The organism is Plebeiibacterium marinum, assembly GCF_026013615.1.
GTDB lineage: Bacteria > Bacteroidota > Bacteroidia > Bacteroidales > Marinilabiliaceae > Saccharicrinis > Saccharicrinis marinus_A.
Map to the genome: position 1 here is coordinate 35,354 of NZ_JAPDPI010000023.1, position 16,427 is coordinate 51,780.

Sequence of the window (16,427 nt, forward strand, 5' to 3'; positions counted from 1 at the left end):
TACGATGCAAAAGAGATTAAAATATACAGGCAAAAGTGCCATTCTGATAGCTGTTTTTATAGCTATTGGAATGAGCTCATGCCGTACAAGCAAAAATGTATCTGATTTAAATGTAGATACAAAGGATTTAATCAGAGATGAGAATTTAAACACCTCTGATTCGACTACCATAGCTGATATTCCATGGCAGGAATATTTTAGCGATGACATACTAAAGCAATTGATTCAGGAAGCTTTAGATAATAACCTGGATATGAAAGTAGCTATTGAACGCATAAAACAGGCGGAGGCGAATTTTTCGATGGCCAAGGCTGCCAAGTTACCAACATTAAGTATTGCTGCCCAGGATGATTTTACTTTATACAGCAATAACGGAAGTTCAACAAAGGTTTTAGGCTACAATGCAAATACACTTTCATTGGGTTTAACTACTTCCTGGGAAGTGGATGCATGGGGTAAATTAAAGAGTACAAAAAAGGCCCGTTATGCCTCTTTGTTAAACACAATGGAGTATAAAAACCTGGTTCAAACCAATATTATTGCCGGTGTAGCTCAATTATACTATACTTTACTGTCATTAGATGAGCAACTCAGGGTAACTAAAGAAACCATCGGATTGCTTTCTGAAAGTGCTGAAACAATGCAAGCCTTAAAAGATGCAGGACAAACCAATGGTGCTGCCGTTGAGCAAAGTAAGGCTTTATTATACAACACTCAGCTATCTGTATATGCCATAGAAGATCAGATCCAACAACAAGAAAATTCTCTATGTGTTTTATTGGGAAAAACGCCGGGAACAGTCACTCGCAGTGCCATCAATCAACAAACGGTTCCGGCTGAGTTAAAGTACGGGGTTCCGGCTCAATTATTGTCAAAACGCCCCGATGTATTGAGTGCTGAACTTTCTTTCAGAGCGGCCTTTGAAGCAACAAATGCAGCACAGGCCAGCTTGTACCCTGGTATTAATTTAAGTAGTGGATCTATAGGTTTTAATGGTACAGAGCTTTCTGATTTCTTTAAACCTGAAAATATAGCCGCAAATTTTGTGGCTGGAATAGCACAGCCTGTTTTTTATAAAAAACAACTGCGAGGAAGTTTAGCCATTGCTAAGTCCCAACAGGAAGAAGCATTGTTAACTTTTAAAAATACAGTACTGGAAGCAGGCCAGGAAGTGTCCGACATCCTCTTTAGCTTTAAATCATCAGTAAATAAAAACGGTTTGCGCAACAAACAAATTATCGCATTAACCAATGCTGTTGATTTTACACAGGAACTATTAAAAGCAGGCGAAGCCAATTACGTTGAGGTATTAAGTGCTCAGCAAAATTTACTCTCAGCTCAATTAAGCCAGGTATCAGATAAGTTAGAGCAACTAAATTATTCAGTGGCATTATATAAAGCCTTAGGCGGAGGCAAGAACTGATTTATTATTAGATATTGCTTACAATAGATCGTTAGACTTCTGATAAGAGACGTAAGAGTTGTTCTCAAGATATTTAATGATCAAATTAATAATCCAACCATCGTGCACTTTCCAATGTGCACGATGGTTGGATACTTTATCATTTCCAAATAGTTTCTTCCTGCAAGGTTTTAACTTGTTCTTTTAATAGCTGATCAGGGATCTTAGGCTTAAAACCTTCCAGGTTTACTTACATAATGTAAATAAACCAGGAAGGTTTGGATACTGGTTCTACCAAGTTACTGCCCCCTTCTACCAAGGCATTGACCTGTTCTACCTGCTCACAAGGCCGTTCTACCCATCAATATAGGGTTCTACCAAGCTTCATGGTTTTTGCTGAAGGTTAATAATCTGTAAGATTTATACGCGAATGGAACGGATCTGATTTTCACGATGTCTATACAGATCCGATCCTCATGTAAATAGGTGCTGCAAAAAAACTGCTAAAATTTTTGTTGGCCCTCCCACACCCCTATGCCTAAAGGAAGTTACTTCCGAACTGTGCGTTGGAGTTTACTCCTTTAGAGCTTGTCCCGATCAAACGGGAGGAATCAAAGGGGTGAGCTTAGGAACCATGAGTTTTCTGGTAGAAACTAAACCCTGGCACATTTAATCTGATATAACGTATCATACCTATTTTTTTTATTTAGTTCCTGCAAGCTCTATTTACTTCTTAATAACTTTAAATCCAGTTATCTTAACCTTATCAACATCAAGGTTTATAAAATAAATCCCTCTTTGCAACTGTTCAACAGGTAAAACGATATCTTCCCCACCCTTATATATTTGGTTTAACACCTCTTTACCCGTAGCTGTAACTAATGACAATTGTACTTCTGCATAATCCGGTCCCAAATCAATATGTAAAAGATCCTGAACCGGATTTGGGTAAATATTCATAGAAGAAATGCTGTTCTCGTAAACTGAAGTAGCTGCCTCCACACTAAGAACTCCGTTGGTAAAATCCCATTGCATTCCATCTCCGGGAATGGCCGGCACAATTTCCTCGAAACTACCGGTATGGCCTGATGCAGAAAAGAGCGTAAAGGAGTCACCAATCTTTAATTCTCCGGTAATGTTCAAATTCAATATACCATTATATAAAACGCCGGAAGTAGAAGACACTTTATCATTTGAGGTGTTTGTTGCGTCCAGATCCATATTAACATAACTACCGCTATTCAGGGTTAAACCTGCCACAGATAAAGTGGAGATGCCTCCATCCCCGGGTTCGAGCCCTGCACCTGCCTGAACCGTTACCCTACTGTACAAGCGCCCTTGTCCAGCCAGCATACCCCCTTCTACTGTGGTTGCGGCGGTAGAGGTATTTGTTCCGTTCACGATAAGTTTACCATCAGTAATACGCGTTGATCCGGAATAAATATTATAACCTGTCAATCTCCAATAACCGGTTCCCTCTTTTATTATGGAAGTCCTTCCGTTGTAGTTTCGGTTAGAACATTCATTATTAATTACACCATGAAATGTTTCATTGGTACCTGCACCACCTACAACCCAGGTCATTGTAGCCGAATTATTTTGCTTGTCGGCTCCTGCCAGCATTGTTCCGGAGGTTCCGGACAAACCGCCCAACCACATGGTACTGGCATTTTTCCAGCATATAATCTTTGTTGTTCCGGAGGTGACTACCCTGGCGTTGGGAATACCTTTGGTATTGTTTAATAAAAACTGGTTACCATCACTTGTTGTTCCCAGACCATTTGCATTTATGGTTCCACTAAATAACGACCAGTCTCCTTGTATATACTCCCTGACATAATAGATATCGTAATCCAATGTTCCTTCTCCACTTACATTACCCTTCAGGTAGCAAGTACGGTCCACTTGAAAATAACTATGCTTACCGGCAGCTACTTCCATTCCAAAAGTATAAGTTTCGTAATTGGCACTTTCACCACCTGACAGTTTTAACCTGCCTCCATTCATTACAACCTTGCCAGAAGTTCCCATTCCTGCAGTATTTGTCAGGGCAGTCATTCCATTTAATTCCAGAGTACCCTGAGACACCGTTGTTTCTCCTGCGTATGGATTTTCGTTAGTTAAAAATAAATTTCCTGCTCCGGCTTTGGTTAAACCTCCCTGTCCGCCAATATTGCCTGTTATGGTAACTGTGGCATCTGCTTCCTGAACAGAAAACGCTGTTGTTCCATCCAGGGCAACACTTCTGTCGGTGGATACTGTAGTACCGGTATAATTGATCATTCCCCCTAACCATACCCAATTGAAATCGTAATTTTGGGAGGCTCCTATAGAACTTCTTGCCCCACCATTGGCCAGCCTGCTAATTTGCAGCACCCCATCATGTATTACCGTTGCCCCTGTGTACGAGTTATTGGTAGCCAAAGTTAAAGTTCCTGTACCGGTTTTATTTACAGAAGCACCTCCTGCTATACGATAACTACCCGAAAAAGTATAATCGTTATCCGCATCAACAACCATAGCCGAAGGCTCTACTTGCTCAGCCAGAGTAACACTCTGATCTCCTTCCATATTCCCAAACAACACGGCACTGTTCTCTGAATATGTAGTTGATTCACCTGAAGCCAGCCAGTTAGCGGTTGTTTCATCCCAATTATAATTAACGGTGGCATTCCAGCTAAAGTCTTCAACAAAACTCTCAATATCCAACACTTCCACTGGTACCGGCAAGGTTTTACATGTTAATGTTTCTGAGTATTCTGACTCTATAGAGGAGTTATAAGCCTTTACCCTAAAAGTACCCTGCTCTTCAGGAGATAAATCTGTTACAGTAAAAGTATAAACATTTGCTACAGTAGAACCAATTGGGGTGAACACTCCAGAAACCTCACGTTCGATAATATACCCTTCTTCCTGTTCGGTATAATCATACCATTCAAGCGTTAAGGAGGTTTGGGTGGATGAGGCCAGCCGTAAATTCAAAGGTTTCCTGAGATAGGCCTGTGTATTTTCCTGGCTGATACTATTAATATAGTTTTCAATATTTGCATAACCGTTTGAAGCTATTGCCATGGCATCTGCAGAAGATGAAGCATTTAAGCCATTGTTATTTTCCCATTCATCAGGAATACCATCATTATCACTATCTACACGGGCTGTTCCCGACCATAAAAGCCAGCTTTCGGGGGCTCCAAAAGGAAGCTCCTCCTCTGATGTAATGATCTTACCATTATTACCCAATGACTTAACCTCATTTACAACATAATAATCCACATAATCGCGACAAGGCAATGAAGCACCTACTCCAGGCAAGACAGACTCAAAAACTTCATCAGCCCCAACAGTTGGCAACAATGGGTAATCATAAGGCTCATCCTGGAAATCAGGACCTCCGGAATAATCACTGAATGGCACTTCCGATCCATTCAAAGAACCATCTTTATTACCATCATACCAGTTATCATCTGCATACAGATGAAAGTTTTCATTTGCACCACTCAGGGGAACACTACCATCATCAGGCCCCTTAATAAAATAGTTACTCACGCAATTGGCGTAAGAATGCCCCTCCGAATCGCCTCCCATGATATAAGCAGCACTTCTCCAATTGTAAACAAGGTTATTCACATACTGATTAACACCTTTAACCTTATTATTCCGGGTGTCATTATCCACATACAGATTGCGATATAAAGTAACGCCTCCATTGGTTTGAATCAACCCTCCGGCAGAGTGGCTCATCAGCCCCTGGGCTATAATACAGTTTTGAATAGTAATGTTGGCAGGTTCAGTTCCTTTCCCATCCCAATTAATAGAAAAGGTTTCATCGCGTCCCCAGGATATGGAACAATGGTCGAAAATCATATTGACACCATTGGCCACACCCAAAGCATCTTTACCACTATCGCCATATTTTTCGCCCATACGAAACTTCATATAACGGCATATACTATTATTTGCACCGGAAAAAGACACCCTGTTACCATAAACGGTAATACCCTCGCCAGGAGCTGTTTGCCCCGCAAGGTAAATATTTGACTTTACAATTAGGGTGGAGCCAATTTTTATAACTCCTCCCACATCAAATACAACTATTCGATTACTCTGACTAACCGCATCTCTTAAAGATCCCGTTCCTGAATCATTAAGGTTTGTAACATGATATACCGATCCATATCGGCCTCCTACGGCATATTTTCCGAACCCTTCGGCTCCGGGAAAAGCCAATTGCTGGCCATTTATTTGCATTGCCAATTGAGAAATAAGCAATGCAACGACTAAAAAGTAGATTTTATTCATTTATTGATTTGTTTAACTATAGCTGATTGTTATCAAAATTAGCTTTTCACCCTAACGATTGATATAAACCATAGTACAAATCAATGGAATTTTGTACGTATATAGTGTTGGTATAAAATATTATTACTGGCCGACCAGTTTTACATGAAGAGAACAGGGATAAGAATTTCCCCATTTGGTAGTTGGAGGGTGCAGGTTTGGATAAAATCAAGTTTCTAAAATAAAAGAAATGATAATCTATCAGTATTACTCTTTAATTGCAGCAACAATAGCTTCGGCTATATCCGGGAATATCCATATATAATCATTTCTGTTAATGATGCCAAACTCACCTGAATTGCCATTATCCCACCAAACCGGACAAATACCTCTACTTACACATCCACTGGCAAAGTACCCGGCATGTTGCACCCTATCGTCCAAATTATTGTGATGCAAACTGCCCCACTCTCCCATTACCACAGCAACACCATTAGCTATAAACTTTTGATATACTCTATCCAGTTCAGCATCCATGGCTTGTTTTTCTTCTTCCGTACCCCATTCGGTAACATAATCATTGGAAGCAAGCGCAAAATTGTATGGATAATAATTATGTACTGATACAATAAGGTTTGAAGAAGAGGGTAACTCAAGACCATCTATGGCTACCTGTGCTGAAGATGCAGCATATGGTGAAACCATGATATAGCGTTCCTGATTATTACCTCCTGTTGCCCTAATGGCCTCCACATTGGCCTGATGGAATTGATTGATACAATCGCGTCCCTCGGCCGTGCCCCCGGTCCATTCGGCAGATGAACCTATTAGTCGTGGTTCATTCAGACTTTCAAATATCAGGTGCTCATCATAATCTTTAAAACGGGTGGCTATTTGAGTCCATACTTTCCCCAATTGACCTTTTACCAGATTAAGCTTTTCGTAAGAAGGGATAATCCACTCTTCATCGTGATGTATGTTTACGATTGCATACATATTATTATCCAATGCATAATTTACTACCTCCTCAACCCTGTCGAGCCACTCGCTCTCAATTAAATAATCAGGTTCGCTACCCATATGGTATTGCCAGGTAACCGGAATGCGCAAAGTTTTGAATCCCTTAAGGCATATTGCATCAATCAATTCTTTTGTAGCTTTGGGATTTCCCCAGGCCGTTTCGTCATCGCCTTTTGCATCCAGGGTATTCCCCAAATTCCAGCCTACCCCCATATTTGAAACAAATTCCATTGCCTGCTCATTAATAAGCGGTGCTGTTTTGGTGGTAAATGATATTTCAACAGCTTCCTCTAAAGGGACATTAAAAGTATTGATAACTCCACCCTTTGGTATCACAATAGTATAATTTGTATTGTATTCCAGATTGATATTAAAAATCAGTTTGGTGAACCTGGATTCTACCGAAGCCGGAGTATTGTTAACCGTAATCCCATGATCAGGTGCTAAGGAAACCACCTCATCAAAAACAATTTCAATAATGGAAGACAAGTTAACATTGTGATCATTATTGGCCGGGATGCTTGATTTAAATACAGGTGCCGGCTTTGATGCCCCTTCTGAACTTGAACATGCTGTACAACCAGCAATTACCCATAAAATGACAATAATATGTTTTATGCTTTTCATATACCTTAATATAATTTTCATTCAAAAACTGATGCTATTTTAGAGCTTGCTTTAATCCCATTATCTGAATTCAATAATTCTTCACCCCACCAGGTCAACGTTTCCCAATCCTGAAAAAGTACCATATCAAGCCAGTTATTTTCTTCATTATTCCCAGTCCAGGACCAAGCCAGATAACCCATTCCCAAATTATTACATGTTTGTATAATCTGATTATGGTTTACCTTGCAATTTAAGTTATTGTCGCCACTATTGTAATTATATCCAAACTCTCCTACAATAACAGGAACCGACATCTGATTTAAATTAGATAAGTCGTCTCTTATTTTTGCTTCATCATTCCACGAACCATACATATGAATCGAAAACAACAGGTTATGTTCCGCATCGCTATCTATTAAATCTTGTCCATATAATATCACTGGTTCGCTATTTTGTCCCCATCCCGGGGCATCAATCACAATTGTTGATTTATATCCTTCATGACGTAGTAAAGAAACACATTTTTTATATGCATCTCTCCAATATTCTGCTGTTATATAATGGTCGCCCCATTCGTTAGCAATATTTAGCAAGATGTGTTTTTCATACTTTTTAATGATGTTTTTCATTTGGGGCCGTACAAAATACCTGGCCAGTTGATAAAGCTTTGTGCCTGTAGAGTCGCCGGTAGCATCATGCAGCTCAACCATCGGAATCATTTTTAACCGGATGCACTTTTGCAAAACACTATCCAATCCTGATGGATCTAACTGACTCTCCCATACAATTCTTACGCAATTTATATTGTAAGCAGCAATTTTATCAAGGGCTTGGTAGGATTGATTATAATGCCAGGCAAAGGGAACATTTACCCCTTGCATCACAAATGCATTTCCGTTGGCATCTAAAAGCTGATTCCCGACTGTTTTGAACCCTTTTATTTGCTCCTTTTGCTGACAAGAAAATAATACAAATATTAATCCTGTCAGAAAAGCAAAAATATTTAAACTATATCTCATGCTTAATTCTTCTAATTGATTCTATTAACGCCCTGGAATTGTGATATGGGCATTTCCAAAAACCTACCTTTGGCGGAACAGGGTCGGCAATACCTTCTTTATTTACTTTCCAGAACCACTCACCTTTTTCCTTATCTTTTATATGGTTTAGAATAAAAGTCCAGCTATTTTTTGCTGCTTCAAGGTATTTCATATCAAAAGAGTTCTGGTAAGCATCTAAAAATCCCACCATCGCTTCTGCCTGAGGCCACCAATGCTTATCCGTATCCAAATGGTTCTTTTCCTTCTCGTAAAAAATTCCACCATCCATATCTAAGCCTTCCTGTATGGTAACATCTGCCATTTTTAGCGAGATATCTTTCATAATGGTTATTAATTCCTCATCTTTAATAACCTGAACTGCCTCATTTAACAACCAGGCTCCTTCAATATCGTGGCCATAAGAAACTATATCCGACTTCACTGCCCAGTCTACATCAAAAAACAGATTAAAATGATACGAACTACCATCGATTATTCTATCCCGAAAAGTTTTTAAAAGATCTTTGATTTGCAATTTTAATCCCTCATCTGGCCATACCCGATAAAGGTTGGTATAGGGTTCAATAATATGCAGGTGGGTATTCATAGATTTTGGCTCATTGGCATCCTTGGCACTTAAACGCATATCCTCCATGGGCAACCAACTACACGAAAGAGCTTCAATATATCCACCATACACCTCATCTTTAAAGTTGTTTTCAATCAAATTATACAGTTCAATTGCATACTCAAGGCTCTGCTTATTTTCTGAAGCCATATAATATTCAGAAAAACCATAAATACCAAAGCCCTGGGCATAGGCTTGTTTATGACTGTCTTTAACTTCTCCTTTATAATCTACAGACCAAACCAGTCCTCCATTCTCTTTGTCCCAAAAATTGGCAACTAAGTAGTCATAGGCCTTTTCGGCCATCTCCAGATAAACAGGATTTTTATATAAGTTATAGGCAGCGGAAAAAGTCCATAGCAAACGCGTGTTTAATACAGCACTTTTATCTGCCTTGTCGTTACGACACCCATTACCATCTATCTCACCTATAAAGCCACCATGATTACCATCCTGAACGTTAGAAATCCAAAAGTCCAAAATACTTTGTAATTCTTCCTGTAGTTGCGGAACAACATTATTTTTTAATTCCTCTATCATGGCAATTCCTTATTTTAACGATGGCATCATATCCCGGGTAATTACAAAATCCTGTTGCATTGCATTTTGCCACCATGAAGCATTGGCATGTTCATGAGCTGTTTCCTGAAAGTCAGCCTCGCCCGGATCATTAGTCCTTGCATAATCATACCAGGGCATAAAATACGACCACTGAGCACCTTTGCCCCACTGGCTGGACATCTCCGACACAGAACCCATTTCACTAAGGGTGACTATTTTATCAGTATAAATCTTCTGTATTTCAGTAAATTGTGAAGCTATTTCCTCAGCATCACCGGTATTGTATATATCCCGACCAATGATATCAACATATTCATCACCCGGATAAAATGCATCATCGTTAGTCTGCGTTGTCCATACCCAAATCAAATTATTTAACCCTTTATCTTTAAAATAGCTAAACATCAATTTCCAAAGATCCTTGTAAACACTTGCACCGCTATCGCCCCACCAAAACCAGGCTTTTCCATTGGCATAATTATATATATTACCAGAAGCCTCATGCAAAGGACGCCATATGACAGGTATGTTTTTTTCTTTTAGCAGAAGCAGATAACCGGCCAGTTTTTCCAGGTCGGCCATTGCCACTTCATTTTCCCAGGTTCCATCCACTAAAATATTTTCTGCACTAAAGATGGTTTCTTCCGGTTTATAAGTAAAGTTATTGGTATCCGTATCTCCTTGGTAACGCGGTACAATCCAATGCCAATTGGCACAAACAATACCATTGTTACTCCACCAATCCTCAACAAAGGATGTTTGTGAATAATCAATCCAGTTGGCCGGGGAGGCAGGAAGATGCACATAATCCACCGTTGTCATTGCCGGGTACTTTCCGGTTTGTTCTTTTACCCATTCTGCTTCATTGCAATTCCATGCAACATTGGCATGGACTGCCGAAATGGTTTTTACCCCATAATTATCCTTTAAAAAACCATATACATTAATCGCTTCTGGCGATGGATTTTGAGTTACCAGACTTGTTTTAATATTTATTATTGTTTCTTCTATTGTGGAAAAAGACAGCTGAATTTTACCGGCCAATGGCACATTAAAAGTATTTATTACAGCACCTGCCGGAATAATGATTTCGTATGTTGTGTTATACTCCAAACTGACATCTAACTTAAGTTTTGTTAGAGACGATGATACATCAGCAAGTTCCCCATTAATGGTAATCCCATGATTTTGAACCAAAGAAATTACTTCATCAAATACGATTTCCACCTGAGTATCCAATGTAATACCTGTAGCCCCATTTTCGGGAGTGCTTGTTTTTAACATTGGTGGTTCATGTTCCTCACCCCCACTTTCACCTGTGCAACTTGCAAGCACAAGAAATATCAATAAACCCAATATTTTATTCATAAATATTCTTTTGAAATTAAGACCTGCAATAACCTGCAGCAATAATTTTTAACCTTTAAACCAGGATCAAGCTTTTAAAATTTTGTAATAGCTAAAACGAGGTTGTAAACACAACCCCGCTTAAGCTAAAACTCAAAAACAATTCTATTTATTTAGGATTAAATCTTAGATTGGCAATCATTATACCTTGAAAATTCAAGAGGATTATTTAAGCGCCACCTTAGTCAAAGTCAGGTTTGCTCCTGTTATCACAAGGCCTCCATTTGCAACCAGGTCATCAATGTCAGCTTGTGTCAGTGTGTAGGTTGCCTGCGTATCAGATGGGCCAAAATCAATTTGACCAGAGCCCTCGGTAGGCAGATTTCCCCAACTATCACCATGACGAAGCGATAGACAACCCCAATCATTACCTTCATTCATTGTGAATGAGAAGTACAGTGTCTGACCTGCTGTAACGGTTGACCAATCATAATTTCCCCAGGCCAAATCCTGATTTCCCTGCCAGTTACCCAAATCGAATAAACCTTCCCAAATAGGTTTTGGTGCAGAGAAGTCCTTTACCCAGGAAATAGATGAAATAATCATACCATCGCCCTGAAGGATAATTGAATAACCCCAATCGCTAAATGGGAACAATGAAACTGGCAGATCAATATAATCAGAAGATGCCAGGATGGCTAAATTCTCATCAGTTGTACCATCATAAACATTACCCCAATGACCATGGAATATTTTCATTTGAGGATTATCGTTGGTCTTGGTGTATCGGATGCGCACATATGAATCAGCCGGAGCACCAGAAAAGTCAACATTCAATTCATAATTCGCACTCCAATTGGTCAGCTCAACAGGAGTATTATACAATACCGTTTCAACCAAACCTGAGGCTTCAACTTTTATCGTATAATCCACATTTGTTGTGCCCGACACCAAGGTAATTTTATTATCCCCTACATTAGTTCCTACAGCAGCATAAAGTACTGTCCCAACCAATAAATATGGTGTATCCTGATCGTTAAGAAGCACATTGGTAAGATTTTCGCCATTAACAACAGCACACTCCAATAATTCTCCAACAGTTGTTGATTCTGAAGCAAATTCAGAAACAGCACAAAAGGTAAATGTGTTAATTGTAATACTTCCTGCAGCAACAGTTTCTCCATTGTCCATTACCATGGTTACACTGCCCGTCTCTGCCTCAAGGGGAACTACCACATTAAAACCATCGCCGGAAGCAGTTGCTTCAGCTTCCAGGTCACCAAACATAACTGATTTCACTCTGCCTCCTAAAGTCGATACAATACTTAATTCATCCAGCGGTGTAGCATCGGATGGGAAAGTGGCAACAGGCTTAGTTGTCACAAAACCATCAACCGTAATTGCAGTACCATTGGCGGTGGCTAATGTAATTGCACCGCTTTGGGCAGCTTCTGATACTTCCAGATTTATCTTTCCATCTGTTATTGTTACAGGAGTAGCCTCTGCCCCTGTAAATGTAGCAGTGGTCACTAAATCCAAATCTGTTCCTGCAAAAACAACCATCTCACCAACACCATAGGAATCCTTTATTTCATCAATGGCGGCAGTAGGTTCAATAAGAGCGATATCACCAACTTCAATTTCAATGCCTGATGGTAACACAGATGTTACTGCTCCACTTTTTGCGTTGGTTGGTACTGTCATCACTATGCTTGTAGCACTTTGACTTTCAAACTCAGTTACATTAACATCTCCACCCAAAGCAAAGCCAGTTACCAGATCAAGATCTGTTCCTGTAATAGTTAGTGCAGTACCTGGCTTAACCGGATTTGGTGTTACTTCGGAAACAACCGGAATTACAATATTAAGCTCCTCTTCAGAATAAATAATGATAGGATCTTCAGCTCCATTAGATACTGCAATTTTACCAGTTTGAGCTTCTGCAGGTACAATTAATTTTATCTCCTTACGGGATTTACTAACAAAATCAACACTATCCACAACTACCCTATCGGTAAAAATAACCTCAGCAACTCTGTTTAAATAATCCCCTGTTAAAGTTAATTCAGCACCCGGTTTAATACTTGAAACCGCAAATGCTTCCAGAGATATTGGTTCACTAAAACCAATTGGAGTCTGAGTAGTAATGGTACCTTCTGAATAATTCAATACCAGAAGTCCTTCGATTGCTTCCTGCGGAACAATTAGCTTAATACTTTTGGCTGTATGCTCAGTAAAGTCAGCACTAGTTAACTCTATTCCATCAGGAATTATGATAGAAGTAACATCATCTAAATTATTACCTATAAACCTTAGTTCTGCACCACGCTGAATAGGCATAGGGCCATAACTTAACAGCTCGGTTTCATTACTTACTCCATCATCATCATCCTCGCACGATGTCAGAGTAAGTGTTAGTCCAAATAATCCTATAAAAAACACAAGGATAGCAGACTCTATCTTATTTATATATTTTGTTTTCTTCATAATTAATTTTACTTAGGATTACTACAAGGGAACAATTCTGATATTATCAATACACATATGAACTGTACAATCTGAACCATCAACACCTCCATGGTATACAAAGAATGTAAGACCTCCTAACATATCCGTTGTCAAAGTAGCCTCAGATGCCTTACCATCTTTATCGTAAACAAATTCACTTAATGGTACTGTAACTGTTGTCCAACCATCCGTCATATAACTACCCGAACTAACCCAAGGCATCCATAATCCACGGGGGAAGTCTTTACTCAGATATGTTTTTGTTGCATCATCATTTGCAACATATTCATTATTCCCTGAAACTGAATAAGGGGTAAATATCATTTGCAAAGCAGCAGAGCTCCATGACTCAGGAATATTGACTTCAAATTTTAAAGCTGCGGCACTCAAATCCCCATCATAGAAAGGAACATCAGCTCTACCATTAGATTGATTCCAAAGGTTGAAAGCAAACTTATCCTCATCCCAAAGATCGCCAGCCTTCCCTGGCATTTCTCCATAAAAGCGAACATAATTACCGTTGATACCTACAGGATCTGAATTGGCAATAACTCCAGACCTCCAGCCTCCGGAAGCGTCCAGGTTGTCCCAATCTAAAATATAATTCCTGTCGTCGCGGAAAAAGAAAGAAGAGCGAGCTGATCCGTAGATCGTTTTTACGGTAACTTGCCCAACACTTGCCCCGGAAGGAACTTTCACCACAACTTCATCATAATCATCACTTACACTAACCACTTCTCCTTCCAGCTCTCCCGGAAAGAACACCTGTAAAGGAACATTAGGGTCATTGATAAAGTAGTTACCATAGATAACAGCCTCTTCTCCATCTGCTACAAATTCGCAAAGCATTGACTTGGGAGCAGGTGCAGGAACTACCACATTAAAATCATAAGATACCGTATCTTTCCCGGCCACCATGTATATCTTGTCTGAAACCACATCCGGAATTTCATTTGGGATGGTAACAAACAAGGTATTATAAGTAATAAAACTGGTATTTAAATACGCTTCTTTATCGTTAAACCACATTTCTTTTATACTGGTAAGATTCTCACCAATTAAAACTATTGTTTGGTTCAGCGATGCACTTGCTATTAAGGAATCTGATTTCTCCGGGTCTGATACTCTTATGTAATCAACAGTAGGAACCCCTCCTGTTATTTCATATTCATCTGGATATTCTTCGCATGATTGAAAAATCACTCCGATGCTTGATATTGCCATAACAACCAATGCTACGAATATGCGTTTTATATTATTTTCCATTTGTATAATTTTTATTTCTATAGGATAGATAAGATTGTATTGTTTTTCCTACCTAAACCATATTAAGAAATTAATAACCTATTGAACTAAAATCAAAATCTACCGGCTCATTCATCAAGCCCGGATTTAAAGACAGATCCACTTCCGGGAAAGGAATGGTAAAGTCATCATCCGTAATTCCGGTAGCTTTAAGACTGTTTATTTCAAGATTAGATGCATCATCATAAGTATATAAATCATCCAAACCAGCCCAGTAACCCCTTTCCTGACTTGTGATCATTGTTTTTGCTTTTTCAGGCATATAATAATGGAGTCGTACAATATCGTACCATCTATCGCCTTCCAATGCCAGTTCTAATCTGCGTTCCTTATAAATATCATCAAAACTAAAACTTGCAGCTGGCTCGTAAAAGCTATGCAAAGCCCTTTCTCTAACCGCATTGTATGCAGCTAATGCCCCGGCATCTGTAGTTGAGCTATTGTTGCCTAAAACAGCTTCTGCGTAAACCAGGTATACATCTGCTAAACGAAGAATGTGTGTACTCAATGGGGTATGCATCCTGTCTAAAGCATCATAGCCTTGGGCCTCAGCATCAGCCAAGCGACCAACAATATGCTTGGCACAGTTTGATCCTGTTCCACTGGCAAAAGCTAAAGCACCTTCATATTGTCCATCGGCATCATTATCCCAGTTATAATCAAAACCACCAAATTCTACCCAGAAATAATCATAATGGTCACCCACCATCATTATTGTGGCTTTACGGCGTGTATCGAGGTTATTTCGTATTAAGCTACCGGCACTTTCATCAAAAGCCGTTTGCAGGTCGATGGTTGGATATACCCAGTTACCCCATGACTGAACCGCATCAGAAAAATTTGTCATGGACAAATCTGATTGTAAAGAGTTTTGACTAGTCCATTGCGACCCAACTGTCCAGTGCCATGCAATCAGGCTCTCATCTGAAAAATTGCTTTTTAGCTGGAAGATATCTTCGTAATTAGGTTCCAAAACACGGCCACTCTCATCGATAACCATTTTTGCATAATTTGCCGCATTAGTAAGGTCACTTTCGTTACGCGACCCGCTCATACCATAACCCGATTTTGTCAGGTATACTTTTGCTAACAAACCGCAGGCACTGTACTTATCTATTCTACCGGTCCTGTTTTTTTCCGGCAATAAATCTATGGCATCTTCAAGTAAATAAATGATATACTGGTATACATCTTCCACTTTGTTTCTTCTTAAGGTAGTTGATGTATTATTGGCAATAATTTCAGCATTATCGTGAATAATGGGCACGGCACCAAAACAACGTACCAGGTAAAAATACGACATGGCTTTCCATACCATTGCCTCACCTTTTACCGTGTTTTTAACCGTTTGAGAAACATCGGCGCTTGATTTCATATCCACATTTTCAATAACACCATTGCAATAAGCATTTACCGACCATAACGAAGCGGATGCATTGGCAATATCAGCATCGGAATTGTTTAACGTAAAGTTGGTATAACCATCACCACTATCGAAAATGATGTTTCCTGCCAATACATCACCAATTTTCATAAACCCACGTTGAAAATCGTACCAGGGCGAATTGTAGATAGAGTTTACAGCCTGATATATCTGTTCATCGTTTTGATAAAAGGTATCGATGGTATAGGAATCTTCAGCCGGTTTGTCTAAAAAATCATCACATGAAACCGTTAATCCAACACCAATAAAAACTATTAATAATTTTATTATATTATATTTTTTCAT

The 16,427-nt window shown here is 39.3% G+C and carries 9 protein-coding genes; 1 reads left to right on the forward strand and 8 read right to left on the reverse strand.

The window, feature by feature from the left end; translation table 11 throughout:
• Window positions 1-4: 4 nt before the first annotated feature.
• Window positions 5-1,423 (forward strand): efflux transporter outer membrane subunit, encoded by a 1,419-nt coding sequence (locus OM074_RS12070; protein ID WP_301199735.1) that lies wholly within the window; start codon window positions 5-7, stop codon window positions 1,421-1,423.
• 705 nt (window positions 1,424-2,128) lie between these two features.
• Here OM074_RS12070 and OM074_RS12075 read toward each other — a convergent pair.
• The 8 genes from OM074_RS12075 to OM074_RS12110 form a co-directional block, all read right to left on the reverse strand.
• Window positions 2,129-5,701 (reverse strand): autotransporter-associated beta strand repeat-containing protein, encoded by a 3,573-nt coding sequence (locus OM074_RS12075; protein ID WP_301199737.1) that lies wholly within the window; start codon window positions 5,699-5,701, stop codon window positions 2,129-2,131.
• A gap of 246 nt (window positions 5,702-5,947) precedes the next feature.
• A complete protein-coding gene (locus OM074_RS12080; protein ID WP_301199739.1) occupies window positions 5,948-7,327 on the reverse strand; it encodes a cellulase family glycosylhydrolase in 1,380 nt (459 codons plus the stop codon).
• A 17-nt stretch (window positions 7,328-7,344) separates the two neighbouring features.
• On the reverse strand, window positions 7,345-8,328 hold the full coding sequence (locus tag OM074_RS12085) for a cellulase family glycosylhydrolase (protein WP_301199741.1): 984 nt from the start codon (window positions 8,326-8,328) through the stop codon (window positions 7,345-7,347).
• A complete protein-coding gene (locus OM074_RS12090) occupies window positions 8,318-9,517 on the reverse strand; it encodes an AGE family epimerase/isomerase (protein ID WP_301199743.1) in 1,200 nt (399 codons plus the stop codon). The genes OM074_RS12085 and OM074_RS12090 overlap by 11 nt, the downstream gene beginning before the upstream one ends.
• A gap of 9 nt (window positions 9,518-9,526) precedes the next feature.
• The gene (locus OM074_RS12095; RefSeq protein ID WP_301199744.1) at window positions 9,527-10,906 is read right to left on the reverse strand and encodes a glycosyl hydrolase; all 1,380 of its coding nucleotides are present in this window, start codon (window positions 10,904-10,906) and stop codon (window positions 9,527-9,529) included.
• A 204-nt stretch (window positions 10,907-11,110) separates the two neighbouring features.
• Complete coding sequence (locus tag OM074_RS12100) at window positions 11,111-13,372, reverse strand: hypothetical protein (RefSeq protein ID WP_301199746.1); 2,262 nt, start codon at window positions 13,370-13,372, stop codon at window positions 11,111-11,113.
• A gap of 21 nt (window positions 13,373-13,393) precedes the next feature.
• Window positions 13,394-14,659 (reverse strand): glycan-binding surface protein, encoded by a 1,266-nt coding sequence (locus OM074_RS12105; protein ID WP_301199748.1) that lies wholly within the window; start codon window positions 14,657-14,659, stop codon window positions 13,394-13,396.
• A gap of 70 nt (window positions 14,660-14,729) precedes the next feature.
• Entirely contained in the window at window positions 14,730-16,427 is a 1,698-nt protein-coding gene (locus OM074_RS12110; RefSeq protein WP_301199750.1) for a RagB/SusD family nutrient uptake outer membrane protein, read from the reverse strand.

Bases quoted from the DNA above. Each gene is read 5' to 3' on its own strand.
- OM074_RS12070 (WP_301199735.1), top strand. From the start codon at position 5: ATGCAAAAGAGATTAAAATATACAGGCAAAAGTGCCATTCTGATAGCT.
- OM074_RS12075 (WP_301199737.1), bottom strand. From the start codon at position 5,701: ATGAATAAAATCTACTTTTTAGTCGTTGCATTGCTTATTTCTCAATTG.
- OM074_RS12080 (WP_301199739.1), bottom strand. From the start codon at position 7,327: ATGAAAAGCATAAAACATATTATTGTCATTTTATGGGTAATTGCTGGT.
- OM074_RS12085 (WP_301199741.1), bottom strand. From the start codon at position 8,328: ATGAGATATAGTTTAAATATTTTTGCTTTTCTGACAGGATTAATATTT.
- OM074_RS12090 (WP_301199743.1), bottom strand. From the start codon at position 9,517: ATGATAGAGGAATTAAAAAATAATGTTGTTCCGCAACTACAGGAAGAA.
- OM074_RS12095 (WP_301199744.1), bottom strand. From the start codon at position 10,906: ATGAATAAAATATTGGGTTTATTGATATTTCTTGTGCTTGCAAGTTGC.
- OM074_RS12100 (WP_301199746.1), bottom strand. From the start codon at position 13,372: ATGAAGAAAACAAAATATATAAATAAGATAGAGTCTGCTATCCTTGTG.
- OM074_RS12105 (WP_301199748.1), bottom strand. From the start codon at position 14,659: ATGGAAAATAATATAAAACGCATATTCGTAGCATTGGTTGTTATGGCA.
- OM074_RS12110 (WP_301199750.1), bottom strand. From the start codon at position 16,427: ATGAAAAAATATAATATAATAAAATTATTAATAGTTTTTATTGGTGTT.